This window comes from Streptomyces sp. NPDC001137 (assembly GCF_040298885.1).
In the GTDB taxonomy this organism is placed as follows: Bacteria; Actinomycetota; Actinomycetes; order Streptomycetales; family Streptomycetaceae; genus Streptomyces.
Genome location: NZ_JBEPBA010000002.1, coordinates 84,073 through 105,119, shown reverse-complemented (window position 1 = coordinate 105,119; position 21,047 = coordinate 84,073). Strand labels below are relative to the sequence as shown.

The following is a 21,047-nucleotide window of genomic DNA, read 5'->3' as shown; positions in this document are numbered from 1 at the left end:
GCCCGCGGGCCGTCCGCGCTTTTCAGGACGTACGCCCCGGACGGGTGACGGCGAGCAGGACGATCGCCAGGGCCTGGACGGCCACGGTGACGATGATCAGCGCCGGGATCGAGCGGGCGTACAGCGCTCCCGCGAGGATGCCGCCGACCAGCGTGGCCGCGCCCATCACGGCGGCGAACAGGCCGTAGGCGGTGGCGCGGCGCCCGGGCGGGACCAGGTCGGCGACGGTGGCCCGCAGGGTCGACTCCTGGACGCCCATGGCGGCGCCCCACAGCAGTGCGCCGGCCACGGTCAGGGCGACGGTGTCGGTGAAGGCGAGCAGGGGCACGCCGGCGGCGAGGACGGGCAGTACGGCCAGGGTGCGGGCTCCGTACCGGTCGTAGGCCCAGCCGGTGGCCAGTGCGGCGAGCGCGTCGACGCCCATGGCGGCGGCGTACAGCACCGGCACCGCGGCGGTGGGCAGCAGCTGCCGCTGGACCAGGTGGTAGGAGAGCACTCCGAAGGTCGCGAACCCGGCCAGTGTCGCGGCCGTGAACGCGGCATACACCCAGAAAGTGCGCGGCAGCCGTGCCCTGTCCTCATGTCCCGCCGCTGCCGTGGTGTCCGGTTCGGGTTCGTAGGCGGCCGGATCCGGCACCCGGTGGCGCAGCCACACCAGCAGGGCCAGTACGGCGACTCCGGGCGCGGCCAGGACGCCCAGCGCGGGCGCGTAGTCGTCGCCGGTCGCGGCCAGCACCCCGGCCACGACCAGGGGACCGATCAGCGCTCCGATCTGGTCCATGGCCTCGTGGACGGCGAAGCCGCGGCCGCGCCCGGTGGCGGCGGTCGCGTGCGACAGAAGCGTGTCCTTGGCCGGTGAGCGCACCGCCTTGCCGACGCGTTCGGCGATGACCAGCGCGCTCGCCACCCACAGCACCCCGGCCAGCCCGAGCACCGGCACGGAGACCACCGTGAGCGTGTAGCCGGCGATCGTCCACGCCCAGAAGCGGCGGGTGCGGTCGGTCAGCGGCCCGGAGGCCAGCCGCAGTACCAGCGCGGCGGCCTCGCCGACGCCGGTGACCACGCCGACCATCAGGGCGGACGCACCGAGCGAGGCGAGCAGCGGGCCGGTGACGGATCGGGCGCCCTCGTAGACGAAGTCGGCGAGCAGGCTGACCGTGCCGAAGGTGACGACGAACCGCCACGGCCGCATCCCCGGCCCGGCCGCCACGACCGTCGGCGTGGTCCTGCTGCCCCTCCCGGCCATGCCGTGGCGCTCCTCGCCCGGCGTGCGGGACTTCGTCGCCCTGCGCGAACGGGCGCACACCGCTGCGTACGACGGTAACCGCACGCGTCGGACCGGGAGCGGCCGGACGGGTGACGGGCCCTGCTGGTGAAGGCCGCCGCCCGCCCGGCTCGAGGGGGCGGTCCCCCGCTAGTCCGTTTGTTCGGGGTCCGGTGTCGGGATGCGGCCCGGCTCCTGTTCCTCCTCACCGGTCAGGAACGGCGAGATGAAGAGCTTGTAGATCGCGGCACCGATCACACCGCCGACCAGGGGCCCGACAATGGGCACCCAGAAGTAGATGTTGCCGTATTGGTCCCGCCAGGCGGTCCCGTACCCCGTGAAGTAGCTGGCGAGCCGTGGTCCGAAGTCACGGGCCGGATTGATGGCGTAGCCGGCGTCGGTGCCCCAGGCCATGCCGATCGCCACCACCAGGAGACCGATGATGAACGGGGCCAGGTTGGCGCCGGGCGGGGTGTTGAGCACGTCGGTGATGGCGAAGATGACCAGGACCAGGATGGCGGTGCCGATCACCTGGTCGCGCAGGGCGCCGAGTTCGCTCACGGGCAGGGCGCCGTTGCCCGGGAGGGTGGAGAAGACGCCCTGGGTCTTGATGGTGTGGCCGGGGTCGGTCTTGGCGAGGACCTCGGTGTAGTTCCAGCGCACCAGCAGCGCGGCGACGAAAGCGCCCGCCGTCTGCGCGACGATGTACGGTCCGACCTTCTTCCACTCGAAGCCCTTGAAGCAGGCCAGGGCCACGGTGACCGCGGGGTTGATGTGGGCGCCGCTGAGCCGGGCTGCGACGTACACGCCCATCGTGACGCCGAGGCCCCAGGCCCAGGCGATGCTGTCGTGGTCGCCGATCCCGGCGGCCACGACCTGGGCGACCACACCGCAGCCGAAGAGGATGAGGATCATGGTGCCCAGGAACTCCGCCGACAGTTCGCCGACCAGTCCCCTTCTGGAAGTCTGCTCCGCCATGAGGCACCGCCTTCCGCCAGAAATGGTTGTGTCCGCGAGGGTAGTTGTCCGGTGCGAGGCGTCCAGGGGCCCAGCATCAACTGGAGCAACCGCCACCACTTCCGCCATGAGGCAAGGACTGTGTGCGCCCCTCGTGGGCGTCACCTACGACGATGGCACAGGGAACCCGAGCCCGCAGCGCGACGCCCTCCGGCAGCTCGTCGGCAGGCGTCCTCGTCAGCTCGTCTTGCGTCCCCACAGGGGCCCGAAGCGGGCCCATTCCGTGTCCCACTGGGACATGCGGCGCCGTTCCAGGCGGCCGCACAGGACCCGGCCGCCGACGAAGGGCACCGCCGCGGCGCTCATGCCCACCAGGGCGCCGATCAGGGCGGACCGCAGCTGGGCCTGGGCGGCGGTGGCGGGCCTGGAGACCAGCCGGCCCTGCGGGTCGGTCCAGATGGTGACCGCGGTGCCGGCGCTGCTGCCGGGACCGACCCGGACCTGCCCGGTGTGCCTGGTGCCGTCCGGAGCGGTCCAGCGCACGTTTCCCCACACCCGGTCGCCGCTGGACGTGGAGGGGTGGTCGGAGGCCGTTCCGGGTGCCTTCTCCGTCAGTCGCGCCGCGACCTGCCGCCACTCCACGCGCTCGCGGGCCAGACCGTCCTCGACGGACCTGGTGGCCGTCAGACCGGCCAGTACGCCCACCAGGACGGTGACCAGCCAGGCACCGAGAACGACCCACGCCTCCACCGCGTCGGCGCGGCGCCTCAGCGGATTGCGCCGCCAGCGCCACAGCCACACCTTCGGACCACGGAACGCCATCGAAGGCATCCTCCTCATGAGCGCACGATCATCCGGAACCTCCCTCCCATACGGGCGAAGGCCGCCGGATGCTCAGGTCGACTCCACCGACTCGACGGTCGCACGCGTCACGCCGCTCGCGCAGGCGTCCTCGCAAACGGGACCGGATATCACCGCTCGAGTCGCCGACACTGTTCTGACCTGCGGTGATACCGATACCAGAGGTGACTGTCAGTGGCGGGGTGCAGACTGGCCGGTGTCTGGGACAGAGCCGTCACGGACACCAGCGGAGGTGATTCGGCATGACCGAGGTACTGCTCGCCGTGGGCACACGCAAAGGCCTGTTCATCGGGCGTCGGCGAGGTGGCGCATGGGAGTTCGACGAGACTCCTTACTTCAACGCGCAGGCCGTGTACTCGGTCGCGATCGACACGCGCGGCGACCGGCCGCGTCTGCTGGCCGGCGGCGACAGCGCCCACTGGGGCCCGTCCGTATTCCACTCCGACGACCTGGGGCACACCTGGACCGAACCGGCCCGCCCGGCCGTCAAGTTCCCCAAGGACACGGGTGCCTCCCTGGAGCGGGTGTGGCAGCTGCACCCGGCGGCCGCGGAACAGGACGTGGTGTACGCGGGCACGGAGCCGGCCGCGCTGTACCGCTCCGAGGACCGCGGGGAGACCTTCGAGCTGGTGCGCCCCCTGTGGGAGCATCCCACCCGCTCGAAGTGGGTGCCGGGCGGCGGCGGTGAGGGCCTGCACACCGTGCTCACCGACCAGCGCGATCCTCGGTCGGTGACGGTCGCGGTCTCGACGGCGGGGGTGTTCAGGACCAGTGACGGCGGGGCGAGTTGGGCACCGTCCAACTCCGGTGTCTCCGCGGTGTTCCTGCCCGATCCGAACCCGGAGTTCGGGCAGTGCGTGCACAAGGTCGCGCGGGACGCGGCCAACCCGGACCGGCTGTATCTGCAGAACCACTGGGGCGTGTACCGCAGCGACGACGCGGGCGGGCACTGGAGCGACATCGGCGAAGGGCTGCCGTCCACCTTCGGCTTCGCCGCGGCCGCCCACCCCCACCGCGGCGACACGGCGTATGTGTTCCCGATCAACGCGGACGCGGACCGAGTGCCCGCCGGCCACCGCTGCCGGGTCTTCCGCACGGCCGACGCGGGCAAGACCTGGGAGCCGTTGTCGGCGGGCCTGCCGCAGGAGGACCACTACGGCACGGTGCTGCGCGACGCGCTGTGCACCGACGGCGCGGACCCCGCGGGGGTGTACTTCGGCAACCGCAACGGCGAGGTGTACGCATCGGCCGACGACGGCGACAGCTGGCGGCAGTTGGCCTCGCATCTGCCGGATGTGCTGTGCGTGCGGGCCGCGGTGATCGGATGACCGCTGCGGGGGGAGCGCACGGCCTTGGCCACCGGTTGATCTCCGCTGCCCGTACGGCAGTAGGGTGACGCCCGTGGCACCACGACCGTTGCATGAAATCGTCGAAGCAGGCTGGGCGAAGGCCCTGGAACCGGTGGCCGGACGGATCGCCGCGATGGGGGACTTCCTGCGCGCGGAGATCTCAGCGGGGCGCACCTATCTTCCGGCCGGAGCGAATGTTCTGCGGGCCTTCCAGCAACCCTTCGACGACGTACGGGTCCTGATCGTCGGCCAGGACCCCTATCCGACACCCGGACACGCCGTGGGGCTGTCGTTCTCGGTGGCGCCCGAGGTGCGTCCGCTGCCGGGCAGTCTCATCAACATCTACCGGGAGCTGAACACCGACCTGGGCCTGCCCCAGCCCTCCAACGGTGATCTGACGCCGTGGACGCAGCAGGGCGTGCTGCTGCTCAACAGGGCGCTCACCACCGCGCCGCGCAAGCCGGCCGCGCACCGCGGCAAGGGCTGGGAGGAGGTCACCGAGCAGGCCATTCGCGCCCTGGCCGGACGCGGCAAGCCTCTGGTGTCCATCCTGTGGGGCCGGGACGCCCGCAATCTGCGCCCCCTGCTCGGCAACCTCCCGTCGGTGGAGTCCGCCCACCCGTCCCCGATGTCGGCCGACCGCGGCTTCTTCGGCTCGCGTCCCTTCAGCCGGGCCAACGACCTGCTGATCAAACAGGGCGGACAGCCCGTGGACTGGCGCCTGCCGTGAGCGGTCCGGGGGACGAGGCGCGCGCGGGCGCGACCGGAATCCTCGCCGTCGACTCGGGGGGCTCGGGTCTGCGGGTCGCCGTCAGGCGCACGGCCGGCGGTCCGCCGGCCCAGCGGGAGAGCCGGGAGCCGGTGCGCACCGGAGCCCAGGGGATCGATCCGGGGCATCTCATGGCTCAACTCGTGCCGATGGTGCGGGAGTTGATCGCCGAGACCGGTGTCTGCGCACTGAGCGCGGCTGCGGTGGGTGCCGCCGGACTCGCCTCCCTGGGCGATGCCCTGCGTGCCGAACTCCCCGGTGCGCTGGGGCGGGAATTCGGCATCCGCTTCGTCGCCCTCGCCGCCGACGCCGTCACCGCCTATGTCGGGGCCCTCGGTCCACGCCCCGGTGCCGTGGTCGCGGCCGGGACGGGTCTGATCGCCATCGGTACCGATCTGACGTGCTGGCGCCGCGCGGACGGCTGGGGGCACCTGCTGGGCGACTGCGGCAGCGGCGCCTGGATCGGGCGGGCCGGGCTTGAGGCGGCCCTGCGCGCGTACGACGGAAGACCGGGCGGTTCGAGCGGGCTGCTGGCCCGCGCCGAGGAGATGTTCGGCCCGATGCCGGGGCTGCCGGGGCGGCTCTACCCACGCCAGGACCGGCCCGCCGTGCTCGCCTCCTTCGCACCCCAGGTGGTCGGCTGCGCCGAGGACGACCCGGTCGCCGCGGGCATTCTGCGCGCGGCGGCCCGGCACATGGCGGAATCGGCGGCCGCGGTCTGCCCGTCCGCGGGCGATTCCCAAGTGGCCGTCACGGGCGGCCTGTTCAAGATGGGGGACCCCCTGCTCGTCCCCCTGGCGGAAGAGCTGTCGCGGCGGCTGCCGCACGCGCCGCTGGTGCCGGCCGCCGGTGATCCGCTGGCGGGTTCGGTACGTATCGCCGACGATCTCGCGGCCGGAACGCTCACTCTCCCGGGTGATGAGGCGATGCTGAGCGTGATGACCGGCGACGACGCCTGATCTCCGTACACCCCAAGCCGCTGATCCGTATGTAACTCATCAGACAAAATGGGACAGAAACCGCTCACCTGCACCCTCCCCGAACAGGGGAGCCCAGGAAGCCAGTAACATGCGTCGCCATGAGCTCCCCCACTGGGCCCGCGTCCGGCCTGCCAGTACGAATGCCGCGACCTCGCCAGCCCGGGCGGCACCGCCGACCCGAGCCGCTGGCGGCTCCCGAGGGCGCGCCCGCGCTCGTCCTCGCGGTGCCGGGCACTCCCGGCGCCCCCACGCGCAGCCTCGCCGAGGAGGTCGTGAGCATCGCCCGCTCCGAGCTGCCCGGCCTCGATGCGCGGATCGGGTACCTGGACGGGGACGAGGCGGAGTTCCCCACGCTGCAGGCCGTGCTCACGCACGCCGCCGAGGAGCGTGCGGCCCGCTTCGAGCACGCCCGGGCCGCCGGCCTGGACGTCAAGGAGCCGGACGGCCCTGTCGCCGTCGTCGTACCGCTGCTGGCCGGCCCCGACGGCGCGCTGCTGCGCCGTATCCGCCAGGCCGTGATGGACAGCCGCGTCGCGGCCGACCTGACCGATGTGCTGGGCCCGCACCCGCTGCTCGCCGAGGCGCTGCACGTGCGCCTGTCGGAGGCCGGTCTGGCCCGCGCCGACCGCGCCCGCCTGTTCACCGTGGCGACCGCGGCGGACGGCATCATCCTGGCCTCGGTCGGCGGTGACGAGGCCGTTCAGGCGGCCGGGATCACCGGCATGCTGCTCGCCGCGCGTCTGGCCGTGCCGGTGATGGCGGCGGCCCTGGACCAGGACGGCTCGATCGCGGCCGTCGCCGAGCAGCTGCGTGGCTCGGGCTCGCAGCAGCTGGCGCTCGCGCCGTATCTGATAGGGCCGGAGATCGACGCGGGCCTGATCGAGGAGGCGGCCAAGGAGGCGGGCTGCTCCGCCGCCGAGGCGCTCGGCCCCTACCCGGCGATCGGCAAACTGGCGCTGGCCAAGTACACGACGGCCCTGGGGATCGCTCCGCCGCAGCCGCAGGGGACGCCGGTGCGCTGAGGCGTACGGCAGCTCCGCTGCTCAACCCCGCCGAAGGGCCCGCTCCACGCACCGGAGCGGGCCCTTCGGCGTGCGCCGGACTGCCAGGCGCTCCAGGGGCTGAGCCGGTCCGCGTCACCGCCGTGGGGCGATGTCCCGTCGATCGTCCGCGGCGCCGTCGTGGCCGGTCGCGCTCACGCGGCGGAGCCGCACATCGACCCAGCCCCGCGCCCCTTCGGGGCACGGCCCACTGCCGGACTCGCCCGACCTGCTCGGACCCGCCGCTCGCGTGTGCGTCAGGCGAAGACCACGCAGGACGCGGCCGGAACCGCGAGGGCGCCCTCGTAGCGCGGTAGGCCCGTGGAGGGGTCGAGGGCGAACCAGGTCACCTCGCCGGAGCGTTCGTTGGCGACGTAGAGGAGTCCTCCCGACTCGGCGATCGCGCGGGGCCAGTGGCCGCCGCACGGGACCGTGCCGATCAGCTGCAACTCGTCCCCGTCGACGGCGAACGCGGACAGGACGTCCTCGCCTCGGGTGGCGGTCCACACGAAGCGGCCGTCGGAGGAGGCGACGATGCCGGACGGGTAGGCGTCGCCGGTCGGCGCGCCGCGCAGCACATGCCGCTCGGTGAGCGGCACCAGGGAGCCCTCGCCCGCGTCCCAGCGGCAGACGGTGAGGGTCGGGGTGAGTTCGTTGAGGACGTACGCGCGCGTGCCGTCCGGATGGAAGGCCAGGTGGCGCGGTCCGGAACCGGGCCGCAGTGCGATCTCCCGGTGCACTTCGAGGCGGCCGCCGGTCAGCGTGCACACCCGCACCGAGTCCGTGCCGAGGTCGACGCTGACGGCCCACCGCCCGCTCGGGTCGGGCTGCACCTGGTGGGCGTGCGGTCCCTGCTGGCGCAGGGTGTGCGGACCCGAGCCCTTGTGCTGGAGCACATCGGACGCGGCGCCGGCGAGGGTGCCGTCGGAGCGGACGGGCACGGCGGTGACGCTGCCGGAGCCGTAGTTCGCGGTCAGGACGTGGCCGGCGAAGACGCTGAGATGCGTGGGGGTGTTCCCGCCGACCGGGACCTGCGCCCCCGCCTTCTCCGGCCGGTCCCCCGTCACCCGGTACGCGACCACCGCGCCTTCGGCGGTCTCGCTGACCGCGTAGAGGGTCCGCCCGTCGGGTGCCGGTGCCAGGTAGGAGGGGTCGGGCACGCCGTCCACGCTGTTCAGGGCGGTCAGCGCACCGCCGTCCGGAGCCACGGCCGCGGTCACGATCCCGGGGCCTCCCGCCGCCGTGAACGACCCGATGAAGGCCCGTCGTCGTCGCCCGCCACCGTCTGTCACCGCTGTCCCCTCTCGGTTCTGTGCCGTCGGGGCGACGTTAGCAGTCGATCACCAGCGGTCTAGACCATACGCGGGGTATGTGACCGGGTTGCGACCGAAGCGCCTGTTGCGCCGCGGCCCTGGCGAGGACCTGCCTGAGCGGGAGCTCACGCTCCGACGAGCGGCGACCCCGACGGCGTCCGCAGCGGTGCGGCCAGTTCCGCGAGGGCCCGTTCCAGGCCGTGGAGGTGGGCCAGGGCCGGCTCCGTGGCAGGTGGCTCGGGGGCGGCCGTGACGTGGTCGCCGCCACCCGTGAGCGCCTCCACCGCCGCCTCCACGCGCCAGCAGGCGGCCGCCAGCCGGGCGTCGTGGGAGGCCTCCGGGTCGGCGGCGACGGCGACCAGGCCGCGGGTCTCGCGGGCACAGTCGTCGAGCAGGTCCAGCACCCGGCGGGCCCGTCGTTTGCGGCCGAGCATCGGGTTGAGCGGGTGGACGAGGGGGGCGACGGACAGCCGTACGCGGCCGAGGAGTTGCTCCAGTTCCGCGATCCTGCGCGCCGGGTCGGCGTCCGTGGAGCCGGCGAGGCGGGCGGCCGCCTCTGCCGTGCACGCGTGGACACAGCGCAGGGCGCGCTGGATCCAGGCATCGGTGATGGTGTGCGTGGTGACGGGCAGGACGAAGAGCACGGCGAGCACCGCGCCGAGTGCGCCGACGCCGGTCTCCGCGAGGCGCAGGGCGAGCAGGCCCGGGTTCAGCACGCCCAGCAGGCCGTAGAGGAGTTCGGCGAGGAGCGTGACCCAGAGCATCATCCAGGTGTACGACACCGCGGCCGAGTAGAAGATGCCGAAGACGCAGACGGCGAGGAGCGCGGCCGTGGGGAGGGCGGCTCCGTGCAGGGGGACGGCGATCAGCGGGCCCAGGCCGATGCCGATCACCGTGCCGAGGACCCGGCGGAAGCCGCGGACCAGGGTCTCGCCGCGCGAGGCGGTGTTGACGAAGATCCACCAGGTGGCGCCGACGGCCCAGTACCAGCGCTGCCCGGACACCAGCTGGCCCACGACGAGCGCGAAGCCCGCGCCCGCGGTTGCCTGGACGGCCTGGCGGGTGGTGACGCGGGCCAGGCCGGTGCCGGCGGGAGGGGCGGGCACGGGTGCCGGGGGCAGCTTGGCCTCGTAGCACCACAGGCCGAAGCGGACCGCGGAGGCGCTGAGCACGGACAGCAGGACGGCGGCGTACAGCTCGGGCAGGCGGTCCGTGGTGGCGTGCAAAAACTGCGCCACGAAGAAGGTCATGAACGCGAAGACGCCGAGGCTGTGCCCGCGCGGCCCGAAGCGGCGCGCGTACACGCCCGCGCCGATGACGGCGAGGAAGGTGAGGTCGCGGGCCACCGGATGGTCGTGCAGCTCGGCCGCGGCGGCGAGCACCGGCAGCCCGACGGCGGGCAGCAGCGCGGTGGTGACGGCCTGTCCGCGGACGGTGGCGTCCGTGACGGTGAACAGGGCGAGCAGCGCGGCCAGCCCGCCGGTGACGGCACCGACGAGGGAGAGCCCGGCCAGGGAGCAGACGACGACCGCGAGCGCGATACCGAGGACGGCCCGCGCGGCGAAGCGCAGCCGCATCCGGCCCGGATCCGGCGCCACGAACACCCTCTTCAGCACTGCTTCCCACCCCTCGACGCACCGGCATGAAAAAGGCGCCGCGGGGTCCGCAGCGCCATCGACGTGAACATTGCAGCATCAAGGCGTCGGCTGGCTCAAGCGGCCTCGAATATGCTGGACCATTGGCACAGACACATCGGTCCGTCGGCGGCCATGCGCGAGCCAACGGACCATGCACGAGGAGGACGGGCGCCATGGCCGTCGACGAGCTCGACACCCGCATCCTGCGGCTGCTGATGGAACAGCCGCGCACGAGCGTGCGCGAGTACGCCCGGATCCTGGGTGTCGCCCGCGGCACCCTCCAGGCCCGCCTCGACCGGCTGGAGCGGGACGGCGTGATCACCGGAACGGGCCCGACGCTCTCCCCCGCCGCGCTCGGCCACCCGGTGCTCGCCTTTGTGCACATCGAGGTCACGCAGGGGCATCTGGACGACGTGGGTGAGGCGCTGGCCTCCGTGCCGGAGATCGTCGAGGCCTTCTCGATCACCGGCGGCGGCGATCTGCTGACCCGGGTCGTGGCGCGCGACAACGCCCACCTGGAGGACGTGATCCAGAAGCTGATCAGCCTGCCGGGCGTCGTCCGCACCCGTACCGAGGTGGCGCTGCGCGAGCGCGTCCCGCAGCGGCTGCTGCCACTGGTCGAGTCGATCGGCCGAGCGGCCCGCAAATGAGCCCGCCCTAGTCGCGCTGGAACGCTCGTGGAGAGCGCGCCGAACTACTCCGCGGAGCACGAGGGGTACGTCGGCGTCAGCACGCTGGAGACGGACGTCCTGTGGAAGCAGGAGTACGGCCTCGCGGCCCCCGGCGCCGAGCTTGGCGCCGACACCAACCGGCGCGGTATGCGTCGGTGGATGGCGTCGGCGTCATGGTGCGGCTACTCCTGACGTGTTCGGGCGGCTCCGAGCAGGTGCAGATACATGGCGGTGACATCGCGTACGGCGTCCTCGTACGTGTCGGGGTGCACGGCGACGCGGCGGGCGAACTCGACGCACATGCCGCCCACCGCGCGGGCCAGTGCGAGAGGTTCGGCGGCCGGGGCGGCCAGGCCGCGGTCGGTGAGGCGGCGGATGTAGCGGGCGTGTCGGTGGACGGGCCGTTCGCGGATCTCGTCCCACAGCTGCGCCATGCCGGGGTCGGTGCGGGCCTGCTGCTCCAGCAGGCCCAGCAGTGGCTGATGTCGGGCGTAGGCGGCGATGAAGGCGCCGACGGACGCCTCGGCGACGGCGTGCGCATCCTCCGTGTCGACGCCCGGGACCTCCTGCGCGGCGAGGAACGCGTCCCGTACGCGGACCGCCAGAACGCGGAAGATCTCCTCCTTGGAGGCGAAGTACACGTAGAAGCCCGCCCGGGAGACCTCGGCCTCCGCCGTGATGTCGGCGACGGTGGCCGGGCCGAGGCCGAGCCGCGCGAAGACGGCCTCGGCGGCGTCCAGGAGCCGGGCGCGGGCGGGGGCCTCGGTGCGGTCGCGGGCGGTGCGGACCGCCCAGGCCTTGTGTGTGCGTGCCACACGGCGAGCGTATTGACGTTGACGTCAATGTCAATGAGCATGGCGGGGCCGGTCGATGAGGTCCGCCGAGGTCCGTGGAGGGCTCCCATGGGTAGTGCCGCCGTGCTCGTCGCCAACCGCGGGGAGATCGCCGTGCGCGTCCTGCGGGCCGCCTCGGAGGCAGGGCTGCGCTCGGTCGCGGTGTACGCCGAGGGCGACGACGCGCACGCCCGCCTGGCCGACGAGGCCGTCCCGCTGGACGACTACCTCGACGGCGGCGCGCTGCTCGCCGCCGCGCGCACCACCGGCTGCGAATTCCTGCACCCCGGGTACGGCTTCCTGAGCGAGGACGCGGACTTCGCCCGCCGCTGCGCCGACGCGGGAGTCACCTTCGTCGGGCCCACGCCCGAGGTGCTGGCCGTCTTCGGGGACAAGGCGCGAGCGCGTGAGTTCGCCGCCGAGGCGGGGGTTCCCGTGCTCGCCGGGGCCGACGGCCCGGACGGGGCGCGCAAGCTGCTGGCCGCCGGGCCCGTGATGATCAAGGCGGTGGGCGGGGGCGGCGGCCGCGGTATGCGGGTCGTACGGCTGGCCGACGAGCTGGACGAGGCCTGGGAGCGGTGCGCCTCGGAGGCCCAACAGGGCTTCGGGCGGGGTGAGTTGTATGCGGAACGACTGCTGGAGGGCGCCCGGCACATCGAGGTCCAGGTCGTCGGGGACGCGACCGGCGCGGTCACGCATCTGTGGGACCGGGACTGCAGCGCGCAGCGCCGCCACCAGAAGGTGATCGAGATCGCCCCCGCTCCCGAACTCCCCGAGGACACCAGGGAGCGGATCCTCGGCGCCGCGCTTCGGATCGCCCGCGCCGCCCGCTGTTCGAGCCTGGTCACCTTCGAATTCCTGCTCCGGGGCGAGGAGTTCTGGTTCATCGAGGCCAATCCGCGGCTTCAGGTGGAGCACACGGTCACCGAGGAGGTGACGGGGGTCGATCTGGTGGCCGCGCAGCTGCGCCTGGCGGCCGGGGCCACGCTGGAGGAGCTGCGGCTCGGGGGGCCACCGACCGCGCCGCGCGGTTTTGCCGTGCAGGCGCGGGTCGCTGCCGAGGGGGCGGGGCGGATCACGAGGTTCGACCTGCCGTCGGGGCCCGGCGTGCGGATCGACACGGCGATCCGCACCGGGGCCGAAGTCGGCGTCCGTTACGACCCGTTGCTCGCCAAGGTGGTCGCGCACGTCCCGGCGGGCGATGCGGAGGCGGCTTGTGCGCGGGCGCGGCGCGCGCTGGGCGAGTTCGTGGTGGAGGGGGTGCGGACGGGGATCCCGCTGCTGCGCGAGGTGCTGGCGCGGCCGCGTTTCTGGGCGCACACAGGGGTGGTGGCGGAGCTTGCGCAGGCCCATGTCGTTCCCGAGGAGGCGTCCGGGGACGGCACGGTGGTCGCGCCGCTCGGCGGCACCGTCGTCTCCGTCGACGTCTCCCCCGGCGAACCGGTGCGGGCCGGGCAGCAGTTGCTGGTGCTGGAAGCGATGAAGATGGAGCACGTGGTGCGGGCTCCCGGCTCCGCGGTGGTACGGCTGCTGCACGCACGCGTGGGCGAAACGGTCGGCGAGGGCTCCCCGTTGGCCACCTTGGACGACATCACCGATGGGCGGGGAGAGGGGCCCGCGGCGGAGCCGGTCGATCCGGATGCCGTGCGCGCGGACCTCGCCGAGGTCCTGCGGCGGCACGCGTTCGGCCTCGACGAGAACCGGCCGGAGGCGGTCGCGGGGCGGCACGCTCTCGGCAGGCGCACCGCCCGCGAGAACATCGAGGACGTGTGCGACGCGGGCACCTTCACCGAGTTCGGCGCCCTCGCGATCGCCGCCCAGCGCGCCCGCCGCTCGCTGGACGACCTGATCCGGTCGACACCGGCCGACGGCATGGTCACCGGCACCGGGCGGATCAACGGCCGTCCGTGCGTGGCGATGTCGTACGACTACACGGTTCTCGCCGGTACCCAGGGACTGCAGAACCACCGCAAGACGGATCGCATGCTGGAGCTCGCCGAGGAGCGGCGGCTGCCCGTGGTGCTGTTCGCGGAGGGGGGCGGTGGGCGGCCCGGGGACACCGACACCACGGCCGTTGCGGGCCTCGACGTGACCACCTTCCAGCGGATGGGGCGGCTCAGCGGGCTGGTTCCGCTGGTCGGCATCGCCTCGGGGCGGTGTTTCGCGGGCAATGCGGCGCTGCTGGGCTGCTGCGACGTCGTGATCGCCACGCCCGACGCGACGATCGGGATGGGCGGGCCCGCGATGATCGAGGGTGGCGGGCTCGGCGTGTTCCGGCCGGAGGAGGTGGGGCCGCTGTCGGTGCAGGTGCCGGGCGGGGTGGTGGACGTCGCGGTCGCCGACGAGGCGGAGGCCGTGCGGGTGGCGCGGCGGTATCTGTCGTACTTCCAAGGAATGCAGGGCAGTTGGGAGGCACCTGATCAGCGGCTGCTGCGCCAGGTGGTGCCGGAGAACCGGCGGCGGGTCTATGACGTGCGGGCGGCGGTCACCGGGCTCGCGGACACGGACTCGGTGCTGGAGCTGCGGCCCGGGTTCGGCGTGGGCGTACTGACCTGTCTCGTACGGATCGAGGGACGGCCGCTGGGGCTCCTGGCCAGCAACCCGGCGCACCTGGGCGGGGCGATCGACCGGGACGCGGCCGACAAGGCGGCGCGGTTCCTGCAGTTGTGCGACGCGTTCGGGCTGCCGGTGGTCTCGCTGTGCGACACGCCGGGGTTCATGGTCGGCCCGGACGCCGAACGGACCGCCACCGTACGGCATTTCGCGCGGCTGTTCGTGACGGGCGCCAATCTGCGGGTGCCGCTGGTGAGTCTGGTGCTGCGCAAGGCGTACGGGCTCGGCGCGATGGCCATGATGGGCGGCTCGACGCGGGCCCCGCTGGCCACGGCGGCCTGGCCGAGCGGCGAGTTCGGCGGGATGGGTCTTGAGGGTGCGGTGCGGCTCGGCTACCGCAGGGAGCTGGCGGCGATCGCCGACCCGGCCGAGCGTGCGCGTGTCTTCGAGCAGCGGGTCGCCGAGTTGTACGAACGCGGGAAGGCGGTCAACGCGGCGGCCGCGCTGGAGATCGACGCGGTGATCGACCCGGCCGGGTCGCGGGCCTGGATTCTTGCGGCGCTGGAGCGGTGCCCCGTACCGGAGGCAGGACACCGCCCGTTCGTCGACACCTGGTGAACCGAGGCCTGATGGTGCCCCGTCCCCCGCCCGGGGCACCACCCGTTCAGGGACGGCTGGTTCAGCTGGGCCGGATGTTCTGGTTGAGGCGGAACACGTTGTCCGGGTCACGGTCGGCCTTGACGCGGGCCAGGCGGTCGTAGTTGCCGCGGTAGCTGGCCCGCACGCGGTCCTGGCCCTCGTCCATCATCATGTTCACGTAGGCGCCGCCCGCCGAGTACGGGTGCAGGGCCTCGAAGTAGTCGACGGTCCAGCGCCTGACGAGCTCCGCGTTGGCGGGGTCGGGGTCGACTCCGGCGTACACGGTGGACCACTGGGCGCCTCGGTAGGCCCAGGGGGTCTCATCGGGGCCGACGTCGTGGGCGGCGCCGTCGATCGGGTAGAGGTGCATGGTCGACTGCATGGTCGGCACCTCGGCGCCGAACTTGGCGTGCAACTGGACCGCCTCGTCGGGGATCTCGTTGACGAAGTCGGCGCGCCAGTACCACTGGTGGCCGGGCGGGTAGAGCCCGTCGAACATGGACTGCAGGTCGGGGTGCGGCATCGGCGCGGTGAAGTGCAGCATCGGTGTCGGCAGCGCGTCGAGCAGCGGGGCCATCTCATGGGCGGCCGCTTCGGAGTCGGCGCCCGCGTAGCACCAGACGACTCCGGCGGTCTTGCGCAGGTGGATGTCCTCGGGGAACGGCGGGGCCGGCGGGACGGTGCCGTACAGGAAGAAGGCGTTGAGTTCGCGGGGCGCGTTCGGGAGGAAGTCCCGGTAGGCGCTGAGGACGTCGGCGCTGATCTCGACGGGCCAGAAGGTCGGGCCGCCGACGACGGTGCCGACCTCGTGCAGCCGGAACAGGAAGGAGGTGACGACGCCGAAGTTGCCGCCGCCCCCGCGGATCGCCCAGAACAGGTCGGTGTTCTCGTCGGCGCTCGCACGCACCTGCCGGCCGTCGGCCAGGACGATGTCGGCGGCGAGGACGTTGTCGATGGTCAGTCCGCACTTGCGGGTCAGATGGCCGAGTCCGCCGCCGAGGGTGAGCCCGCCGACGCCGGTGGTGGAGACGATGCCGCTGGGGGTGGCGAGGCCGTGCGGGTTGGTGGCGCGGTCCACCTCGCCCCAGACGCAGCCGCCGCCGACCCGGACGGTGCGTGCCACGGGGTCCACCTGGATGTCCTTCATGAGGGACAGGTCGGCCACCACTCCCCCGTCGACGGTGCCGAGTCCGGCTCCGTGGTGGCCGCCGCCGCGGACGGCGAGGGGCAGGTCGTGCGCGCGGGCGAAGCCGATGACGCGGGCCACCGCGTCCGCGTCGGCGCAGCGTGCGACGAGTGCCGGGCGCCGGTCGATCATCGCGTTGTAGACGGTGCGGGCCTGTTCGTAGCCGGAGTCCTCGGGTCCGATCAACTCTCCGGTGAAGCCGGTCAGTTCCCTGCGTGCCGCCTGGGCGGGTGTGCTGGACATACGGATATCCCCCGTTTTTTCGGAGTCGGGTCGATCCGCACGTTCTACTCGGGTTGCGCCCACCCGGGCATCCGTGGGCATCACCCAGCTCGGGCCCGCGGGGTACCTACGTTTCGCCCTCGGCGAGCAGCCCGAGCTCCGCGGCGCGGACGGCGGCGTGCCGCCGGGTGGGTGCGCCGAGTTTGTCGAGGACCGCGCGGACGTGGTTGTCGACGGTGCGGACGGAGACGACGAGCCGGACGGCGATCTCGGAGTTGGTCAGGCCCTCGGCGAGCAACCGTATGACCTGCAGCTGGCGTTCGGTGAGGCCGGCCGGGTTGCCCCGGGTGGCGGCGAGGGGGCCGCGCGGGATACGGCGCACGCCGAGCCCGCGCAGTTCGGTGCGGACCAGCCGGGCCAGCGGCTCGGCGCCCAGCGCGTCGAGCCGGGCGAGGGCGGTGAGCTTGTCGGCGGGCTCCGGGCTCTCGGCGAGCGCGGCGGCGTATTCGTAGGGGCAGCCCGCCGTGTGCCACAGGGCCGCGGCCCGCCGCCACTGTCCGCGGGCCTGCAGCGCGTACGGATGTCCCGAGTCGTCCGCCGGGACCGGGTGTCCGGCCTTGGTGAGCCAGTAGCCGAGTTCGGCGCGGTAGGGGACACCGGCCAGGTGGCGGGCCTGGGCGTGCACCGGGGCGACGGCCTCGACGACGGCGGCGTGGTCGCCGCGCAGCCAGGCGGCCTCCGCGAGCGCGGCGGCGACGGGCCCGGTGCGCTGGAGTTCCCGCGTGCGTACGGCGATGTCCCGGGCCTCGGCGAGGAGTTCGCCGGCGCCGGGCCGGCCGCAGCGGGTGCGCACCCGGGCCAGGACGGTCAGCGCCGGGCAGCGGGCCGGCAGGAAGTCGTGGATGCCGAACTCGGCGTGCCGCTCGGCCTCGTCCCAGTCGGCGGCGGCGAGCCGGCGTATGGCCAGCTCGACGTGGAGGTAGGTGAGGAAGCCGAGATGTTCGGCGCGGTCGGCCAGATCCATGGCCGGGAGCAGGAAACGGTCGGCCTCCGCGAACTGGAGGTGGTCGAGGAGGGTCCAGATGAGGTTGGCGTAGGCGCGGCAGGCGTGCTCGACCTCACCGGCGTCCAGGGCGACCTCGAGGCTCTCCTCCAGCTGGCGGCGCCCACCGGGGTCTCCGCCGCGCCAGCGGGCCGTGCCCATGTTGTTGAGGGCGTGCGAGAGGATCGCCGCGTCCTGGGTCTTCTGCGCGAGCACGATGGCCCGTTCGGCGTGTTCGACGGCCTCGGGATAGCGGTCGGACAGCATCCGCAGCTGGGCGATGTTGCTGACCGCGAGGGCCAGCAGCCGGTCGTCGCCCGCGTGTTCCAGGACGGCGACGGCCTCACGGGCGGCGTCCTGCGCCTCGTCGGCGTCCCCGGCCCACCAGTGGATACGGGAGAGCCAGCGCAGGTCGGCGCCGAGGGCGAGGGTGTCGCCGAGGGAGCGGCGCAGGGCGACCGCCTCCCGCTGGGCGGTGACGGCGGCGGCCGAGTCGGCGATGGTGTAACTCTCCACCGCATAGCGTTCGAGCAGGTCGGCGAGGTCGGGCGGAGGGTAGCGGTGCCGTTGCTGCAGCACGAGCCGCAGCTGGGCGGCGGCCTCGCGGTGCGCGCCGGCTCCGGCTGCGTCGCGGGCCGCGTCGGGCCCGTAGCGGGCGATGGCGTCCTGGTCGCCGGCCTGGGCGGCGTGGTGGACGACGCGGGCGGCATCGGAACCTGGCCGGGCCACCAGGGCCGCGAGGACGTTGCGGTTGAGGTCGATGCGCCGGGCGGTGGGCACGGAGTCGGCGACCGCACGCCGGATCAGCTCGTGCCGGAAGGACACCCGGTCCGGGGTCACGGCCAGCAGTCCGCGCTGCTCGGCCGCCGCGAGGACGGTCACCGGGCCGCTCAGCAGGGCGTCGACCAGCGGGCGTTCGACCGCCGAGGGGACGACGGCGAGCTGTTCCAGTGCGTCGACGGTGGCGGGTTCCAGTCCGCGCAACCGGGCGAGCACGGCGTCGACGACGGTCGGGGGCACTCCCCCGGTGCCGCCGGACGCGAGGACCTCGGCGACGAAGAAGGGGTTCCCGGAGGTGACTTCGTAGACCTGAGCGGGGTCGAGCCGGCCGGCCGCGCTGAGTGTGCGGACGGCGTCGAGCGACAGCCTGGCCAGGGGCAGGCGGTGCACGCGGGGCGCGCGGGAGACCTGGCCGAGGAGGTGGCGCAGGGGATGTCCGCGGCTCAGCTCGTCGTCGCGGTAGGTGAGGACGAGCAGGGCGGGCAGCCGCTCCATGCGCCGGACGAGGAAACGCAGGGCGTCCAGGGATGCCTCGTCGGCCCAGTGCACGTCCTCGACGACGAGTACCGCAGGGTGCGGGGTCACGGCCAGCTCGCCGTGCAGGGCCTCGTAGACGCGGTGGCGGTCGCCGCCCTCGGTGACGGCGCGGGCGAGTTCGGCGCCGACGCTGCCGACGAGGTCGCGGAACGGACCCATGGGGCGCCGGGTGGCGAGGTCGTCGCACTGTCCGACGAGCATGCGGGCCTGCCCGGGCAGCCGGTCGGGCATGGCCCTCACCAGGCTCGACTTGCCGATTCCGGCCTCGCCGAAGACGAGCACCACCGAACCGGCCCCGTCCGCCGCCTCCCGTGCGGCAGTGGCCAGCCGTGCCAGCTCGGGCTCGCGCTCGAGGATCCCCCGGTCCACGCCGCCGATTCTGCCACCGGAGCGGGACGGGATGACGGGTCCTACCGGTCGTATGTTGCCGGTGGAGTCGGGCCCCTGTTGGGCGATGTCTGGAGTGCGCTCGACGAACGGTTCAGGATCGCCGCCGCCGTCGTCGACCCTGTTCGGGGAGCGGGACCCGCCCTCACGAGGGCGTGAGCGGAAGGTCGTCGGTGTAGGCGTTGACCGGCGGGGAGATGCGCTCGGTGCGGTGGACGTCGAGGGCCGCCGTCGCGGACTTCGTGCCGAGCGTGCCCTTGGGGTGCCAGGTTCCGGTGACGGCCACCCAGGTGTTGGCCGGCAGCGCGGCCGCCCCGTACATACGGACCTTGACCGACTGCGAGTCCGCCGCGCAGCACGTGAAGATGATCCGGGTGAGATACCAGCCGCCGCCCTTCCCCGCCGGGGTGACGAACCCGGTCATGCGGATGCTGCGGCCTCGGACGGCCTGCTCCCGGTCCTGCTGCACCCGGACGGTGAAGTCGGTGAGGGTCATCGGCAGCGGGACGGTCGCGGGCAGCGGATCGAACCGCTGCGCCTTCGGCACGGCCTTGTTGTTCGCGTGCGAGGCCGTGTACGCGCCGAGGGCGGGCGGGGCGTAGAGGAGGAGGCTGAGCGCGGGCAGGAACAGCAGCCAGGCGATGCGGGGTGCGGTGGAGTGGTCGTGGCCGTGGCCGTGCGCGTCGGATGCGGGGGCCGGGCCGTCCAGCGCCGCTGCCGCCAGCCCCAGCAGCAGGAGCAGCACCCCGGAGGCGATCAGCAGGGGGCGCAGGCCTTCCTTGACGTAGCGCAGACAGAGGTCGCTGAACAGGGCGGCGTGCAGCAGACCCAGGCCGGTCAGGACCAGCAGGAGGACTTGGGCGTGGCGCTTCACAGCAGTGCGCCTCCGATCAGGACGCCCGCGGCGACGGCCACCACGGTCGTCGCGGTCGAGAAGCGCAGGGCGAAGGACCGGCCGAACGTGCCCGCCTGAAGGGCGATCAGCTTCAGGTCGACCATCGGGCCGACCACCATGAACACCAGCCGGGCCGTGGGCGAGAACCCGGTGAGCGAGGCGGCGACGAACGCGTCGGCCTCCGAGCAGACGGCGAGCAGGACGGCGAGCGCCGCCAGGAAGAGCACCGACAGCCACGGCGAGCCGGAGAAGGTGTCGAGGACCGAGCGCGGCACGGCCACGTTGAAGGTGGCCGCGGCCATGGCGCCCAGCACCAGGAAGCCCCCGGCGTGCAGGAAGTCGTGCTGGAAGCCGAGGCGGAACTCCCTCCAGCGGCTGTGCCCCGAGCGGTGACCCGCCGGGCGGACTGCCGGTCGCAGCCACTCCTCGCGTCCCAGCCAGAGCCACAGCCAGCCCATCGCGGCCGCGGTGACGAGGGAGGCCAGCAGCCGGGCGGCGACCATGGCCGGGTTTCCCGGGAAGGCGACGGCCGTGGCGGTGAGCACGATCGGGTTGATGGCGGGGGCGGAGAGGAGGAAGGCGAACGCGGCGGACGGAGTGACACCACGGCGGATCAGGCTGTTCGCGACCGGCACCGAGGCGCACTCGCAGCCCGGCAGGACAACGCCCGCGACGCCGGCGACCGGGACGGCGAGTGCGGGCCTGCGGGGCAGGATCCGGGTGAACAGGTCGGCCGGGACGAACGCGTTGATCGCCCCCGACAGGACCGTGCCCAGGAGGAGGAAGGGCAGCGCCTGGACGGTGATGGCCAGACAGACCGTGCGCCAGGCCGCGACGGCGGGCTGGTTCAGCCATCCGACGCCGGTGAGGGAGAGGACCGCCACCGAGCCGGCGGCGGTGACGATGACGAGGGGCAGGGGCCGTCCGGTGACCCGGCGCCCCCGATGGCCGGCCGGCGCGACGAGCGCCGCTTGCTCCGCCACACCAACCAGTTCATCCGCTTTATTCATATTTACTCCGGATGTCGGATTTCGTGGCGAAGATAAGCCAGGATCACCCCCCTCACCGTGCGCACACGCCGCCGCGGGCGGATGAATGAACGGGACCGGCCGGAGCCGGGCGGCACCCCGCG

17 protein-coding genes are annotated in these 21,047 nt (G+C 73.3%); 7 read left to right on the top strand and 10 right to left on the bottom strand.

Annotated features, from left to right (window positions below; all coding sequences use genetic code 11):
• Positions 1-22: 22 nt before the first annotated feature.
• The 3 genes from ABT254_RS03480 to ABT254_RS03470 all read right to left on the bottom strand — a co-directional run bounded on the left by ABT254_RS03480 (position 23) and on the right by ABT254_RS03470 (position 3,043).
• Positions 23-1,246 (bottom strand): MFS transporter, encoded by a 1,224-nt coding sequence (locus ABT254_RS03480; RefSeq protein ID WP_351463039.1) that lies wholly within the window; start codon positions 1,244-1,246, stop codon positions 23-25.
• A gap of 168 nt (positions 1,247-1,414) precedes the next feature.
• On the bottom strand, positions 1,415-2,242 hold the full coding sequence (locus ABT254_RS03475; RefSeq protein ID WP_351463037.1) for an MIP/aquaporin family protein: 828 nt from the start codon (positions 2,240-2,242) through the stop codon (positions 1,415-1,417).
• 216 nt (positions 2,243-2,458) lie between these two features.
• The gene (locus tag ABT254_RS03470) at positions 2,459-3,043 is read right to left on the bottom strand and encodes an Rv1733c family protein (RefSeq protein WP_351463035.1); all 585 of its coding nucleotides are present in this window, start codon (positions 3,041-3,043) and stop codon (positions 2,459-2,461) included.
• Between the two features lie 281 nt (positions 3,044-3,324).
• Here ABT254_RS03470 and ABT254_RS03465 point away from each other — a divergent pair, with 281 nt between their 5' ends.
• From ABT254_RS03465 to ABT254_RS03450, 4 genes are all read left to right on the top strand, one after another.
• Positions 3,325-4,410, top strand: a complete 1,086-nt coding sequence (locus tag ABT254_RS03465) for a WD40/YVTN/BNR-like repeat-containing protein (RefSeq protein WP_351463033.1) — start codon at positions 3,325-3,327, stop codon at positions 4,408-4,410.
• Positions 4,411-4,483: 73 nt separating this feature from the next.
• Positions 4,484-5,161: a uracil-DNA glycosylase gene (locus ABT254_RS03460; RefSeq protein WP_351463031.1), complete on the top strand. Its 678-nt coding sequence runs from the start codon at positions 4,484-4,486 to the stop codon at positions 5,159-5,161.
• The gene (locus ABT254_RS03455) at positions 5,158-6,159 is read left to right on the top strand and encodes an N-acetylglucosamine kinase (RefSeq protein WP_351463029.1); all 1,002 of its coding nucleotides are present in this window, start codon (positions 5,158-5,160) and stop codon (positions 6,157-6,159) included. The genes ABT254_RS03460 and ABT254_RS03455 overlap by 4 nt, the downstream gene beginning before the upstream one ends.
• 119 nt (positions 6,160-6,278) lie before the next feature.
• Positions 6,279-7,202 carry a sirohydrochlorin chelatase gene (locus ABT254_RS03450; protein ID WP_351463028.1) on the top strand — a complete coding sequence of 308 codons (924 nt, stop codon included), beginning with the start codon at positions 6,279-6,281 and terminating at the stop codon, positions 7,200-7,202.
• A 275-nt stretch (positions 7,203-7,477) separates the two neighbouring features.
• On the opposite strand, the gene ABT254_RS03445 is transcribed toward ABT254_RS03450, so the two are convergent.
• Positions 7,478-8,512, bottom strand: coding sequence for a lactonase family protein (locus tag ABT254_RS03445; protein WP_351463026.1), 1,035 nt, complete (start codon positions 8,510-8,512; stop codon positions 7,478-7,480).
• Positions 8,513-8,658: 146 nt separating this feature from the next.
• The gene (locus ABT254_RS03440) at positions 8,659-10,149 is read right to left on the bottom strand and encodes an FUSC family protein (protein WP_351463024.1); all 1,491 of its coding nucleotides are present in this window, start codon (positions 10,147-10,149) and stop codon (positions 8,659-8,661) included.
• 194 nt (positions 10,150-10,343) lie between these two features.
• On the opposite strand from ABT254_RS03440, the gene ABT254_RS03435 reads away from it, so the two are divergent.
• Complete coding sequence (locus tag ABT254_RS03435; RefSeq protein ID WP_030931193.1) at positions 10,344-10,820, top strand: Lrp/AsnC family transcriptional regulator; 477 nt, start codon at positions 10,344-10,346, stop codon at positions 10,818-10,820.
• A 27-nt stretch (positions 10,821-10,847) separates the two neighbouring features.
• Positions 10,848-11,033: a hypothetical protein gene (locus ABT254_RS03430; protein WP_351463022.1), complete on the top strand. Its 186-nt coding sequence runs from the start codon at positions 10,848-10,850 to the stop codon at positions 11,031-11,033.
• Here the strand turns inward: ABT254_RS03430 and ABT254_RS03425 are convergent.
• On the bottom strand, positions 11,024-11,656 hold the full coding sequence (locus tag ABT254_RS03425; protein WP_351463020.1) for a TetR/AcrR family transcriptional regulator: 633 nt from the start codon (positions 11,654-11,656) through the stop codon (positions 11,024-11,026). The two genes, ABT254_RS03430 and ABT254_RS03425, sit on opposite strands and share 10 nt — an antisense overlap.
• 87 nt (positions 11,657-11,743) lie before the next feature.
• Here ABT254_RS03425 and ABT254_RS03420 point away from each other — a divergent pair, with 87 nt between their 5' ends.
• On the top strand, positions 11,744-14,845 hold the full coding sequence (locus ABT254_RS03420) for an acetyl-CoA carboxylase family protein (protein WP_351463018.1): 3,102 nt from the start codon (positions 11,744-11,746) through the stop codon (positions 14,843-14,845).
• A 61-nt stretch (positions 14,846-14,906) separates the two neighbouring features.
• Here ABT254_RS03420 and ABT254_RS03415 read toward each other — a convergent pair whose 3' ends face one another.
• From ABT254_RS03415 to ABT254_RS03400, 4 genes are all read right to left on the bottom strand, one after another.
• On the bottom strand, positions 14,907-16,295 hold the full coding sequence (locus ABT254_RS03415) for an FAD-binding oxidoreductase (RefSeq protein WP_351463016.1): 1,389 nt from the start codon (positions 16,293-16,295) through the stop codon (positions 14,907-14,909).
• Positions 16,296-16,401: 106 nt separating this feature from the next.
• The gene (locus ABT254_RS03410) at positions 16,402-19,002 is read right to left on the bottom strand and encodes a helix-turn-helix transcriptional regulator (protein WP_351463014.1); all 2,601 of its coding nucleotides are present in this window, start codon (positions 19,000-19,002) and stop codon (positions 16,402-16,404) included.
• A 163-nt stretch (positions 19,003-19,165) separates the two neighbouring features.
• The gene (locus ABT254_RS03405) at positions 19,166-19,894 is read right to left on the bottom strand and encodes a TIGR03943 family putative permease subunit (protein ID WP_351463012.1); all 729 of its coding nucleotides are present in this window, start codon (positions 19,892-19,894) and stop codon (positions 19,166-19,168) included.
• The gene (locus ABT254_RS03400) at positions 19,891-20,925 is read right to left on the bottom strand and encodes a permease (RefSeq protein WP_351463010.1); all 1,035 of its coding nucleotides are present in this window, start codon (positions 20,923-20,925) and stop codon (positions 19,891-19,893) included. The genes ABT254_RS03405 and ABT254_RS03400 overlap by 4 nt, the downstream gene beginning before the upstream one ends.
• Positions 20,926-21,047 lie beyond the last annotated feature (122 nt).

Bases quoted from the DNA above. Each gene is read 5' to 3' on its own strand.
- ABT254_RS03480 (WP_351463039.1), bottom strand. From the start codon at position 1,246: ATGGCCGGGAGGGGCAGCAGGACCACGCCGACGGTCGTGGCGGCCGGG.
- ABT254_RS03475 (WP_351463037.1), bottom strand. From the start codon at position 2,242: ATGGCGGAGCAGACTTCCAGAAGGGGACTGGTCGGCGAACTGTCGGCG.
- ABT254_RS03470 (WP_351463035.1), bottom strand. From the start codon at position 3,043: ATGGCGTTCCGTGGTCCGAAGGTGTGGCTGTGGCGCTGGCGGCGCAAT.
- ABT254_RS03465 (WP_351463033.1), top strand. From the start codon at position 3,325: ATGACCGAGGTACTGCTCGCCGTGGGCACACGCAAAGGCCTGTTCATC.
- ABT254_RS03450 (WP_351463028.1), top strand. From the start codon at position 6,279: ATGAGCTCCCCCACTGGGCCCGCGTCCGGCCTGCCAGTACGAATGCCG.
- ABT254_RS03435 (WP_030931193.1), top strand. From the start codon at position 10,344: ATGGCCGTCGACGAGCTCGACACCCGCATCCTGCGGCTGCTGATGGAA.
- ABT254_RS03420 (WP_351463018.1), top strand. From the start codon at position 11,744: ATGGGTAGTGCCGCCGTGCTCGTCGCCAACCGCGGGGAGATCGCCGTG.
- ABT254_RS03415 (WP_351463016.1), bottom strand. From the start codon at position 16,295: ATGTCCAGCACACCCGCCCAGGCGGCACGCAGGGAACTGACCGGCTTC.
- ABT254_RS03400 (WP_351463010.1), bottom strand. From the start codon at position 20,925: ATGAATAAAGCGGATGAACTGGTTGGTGTGGCGGAGCAAGCGGCGCTC.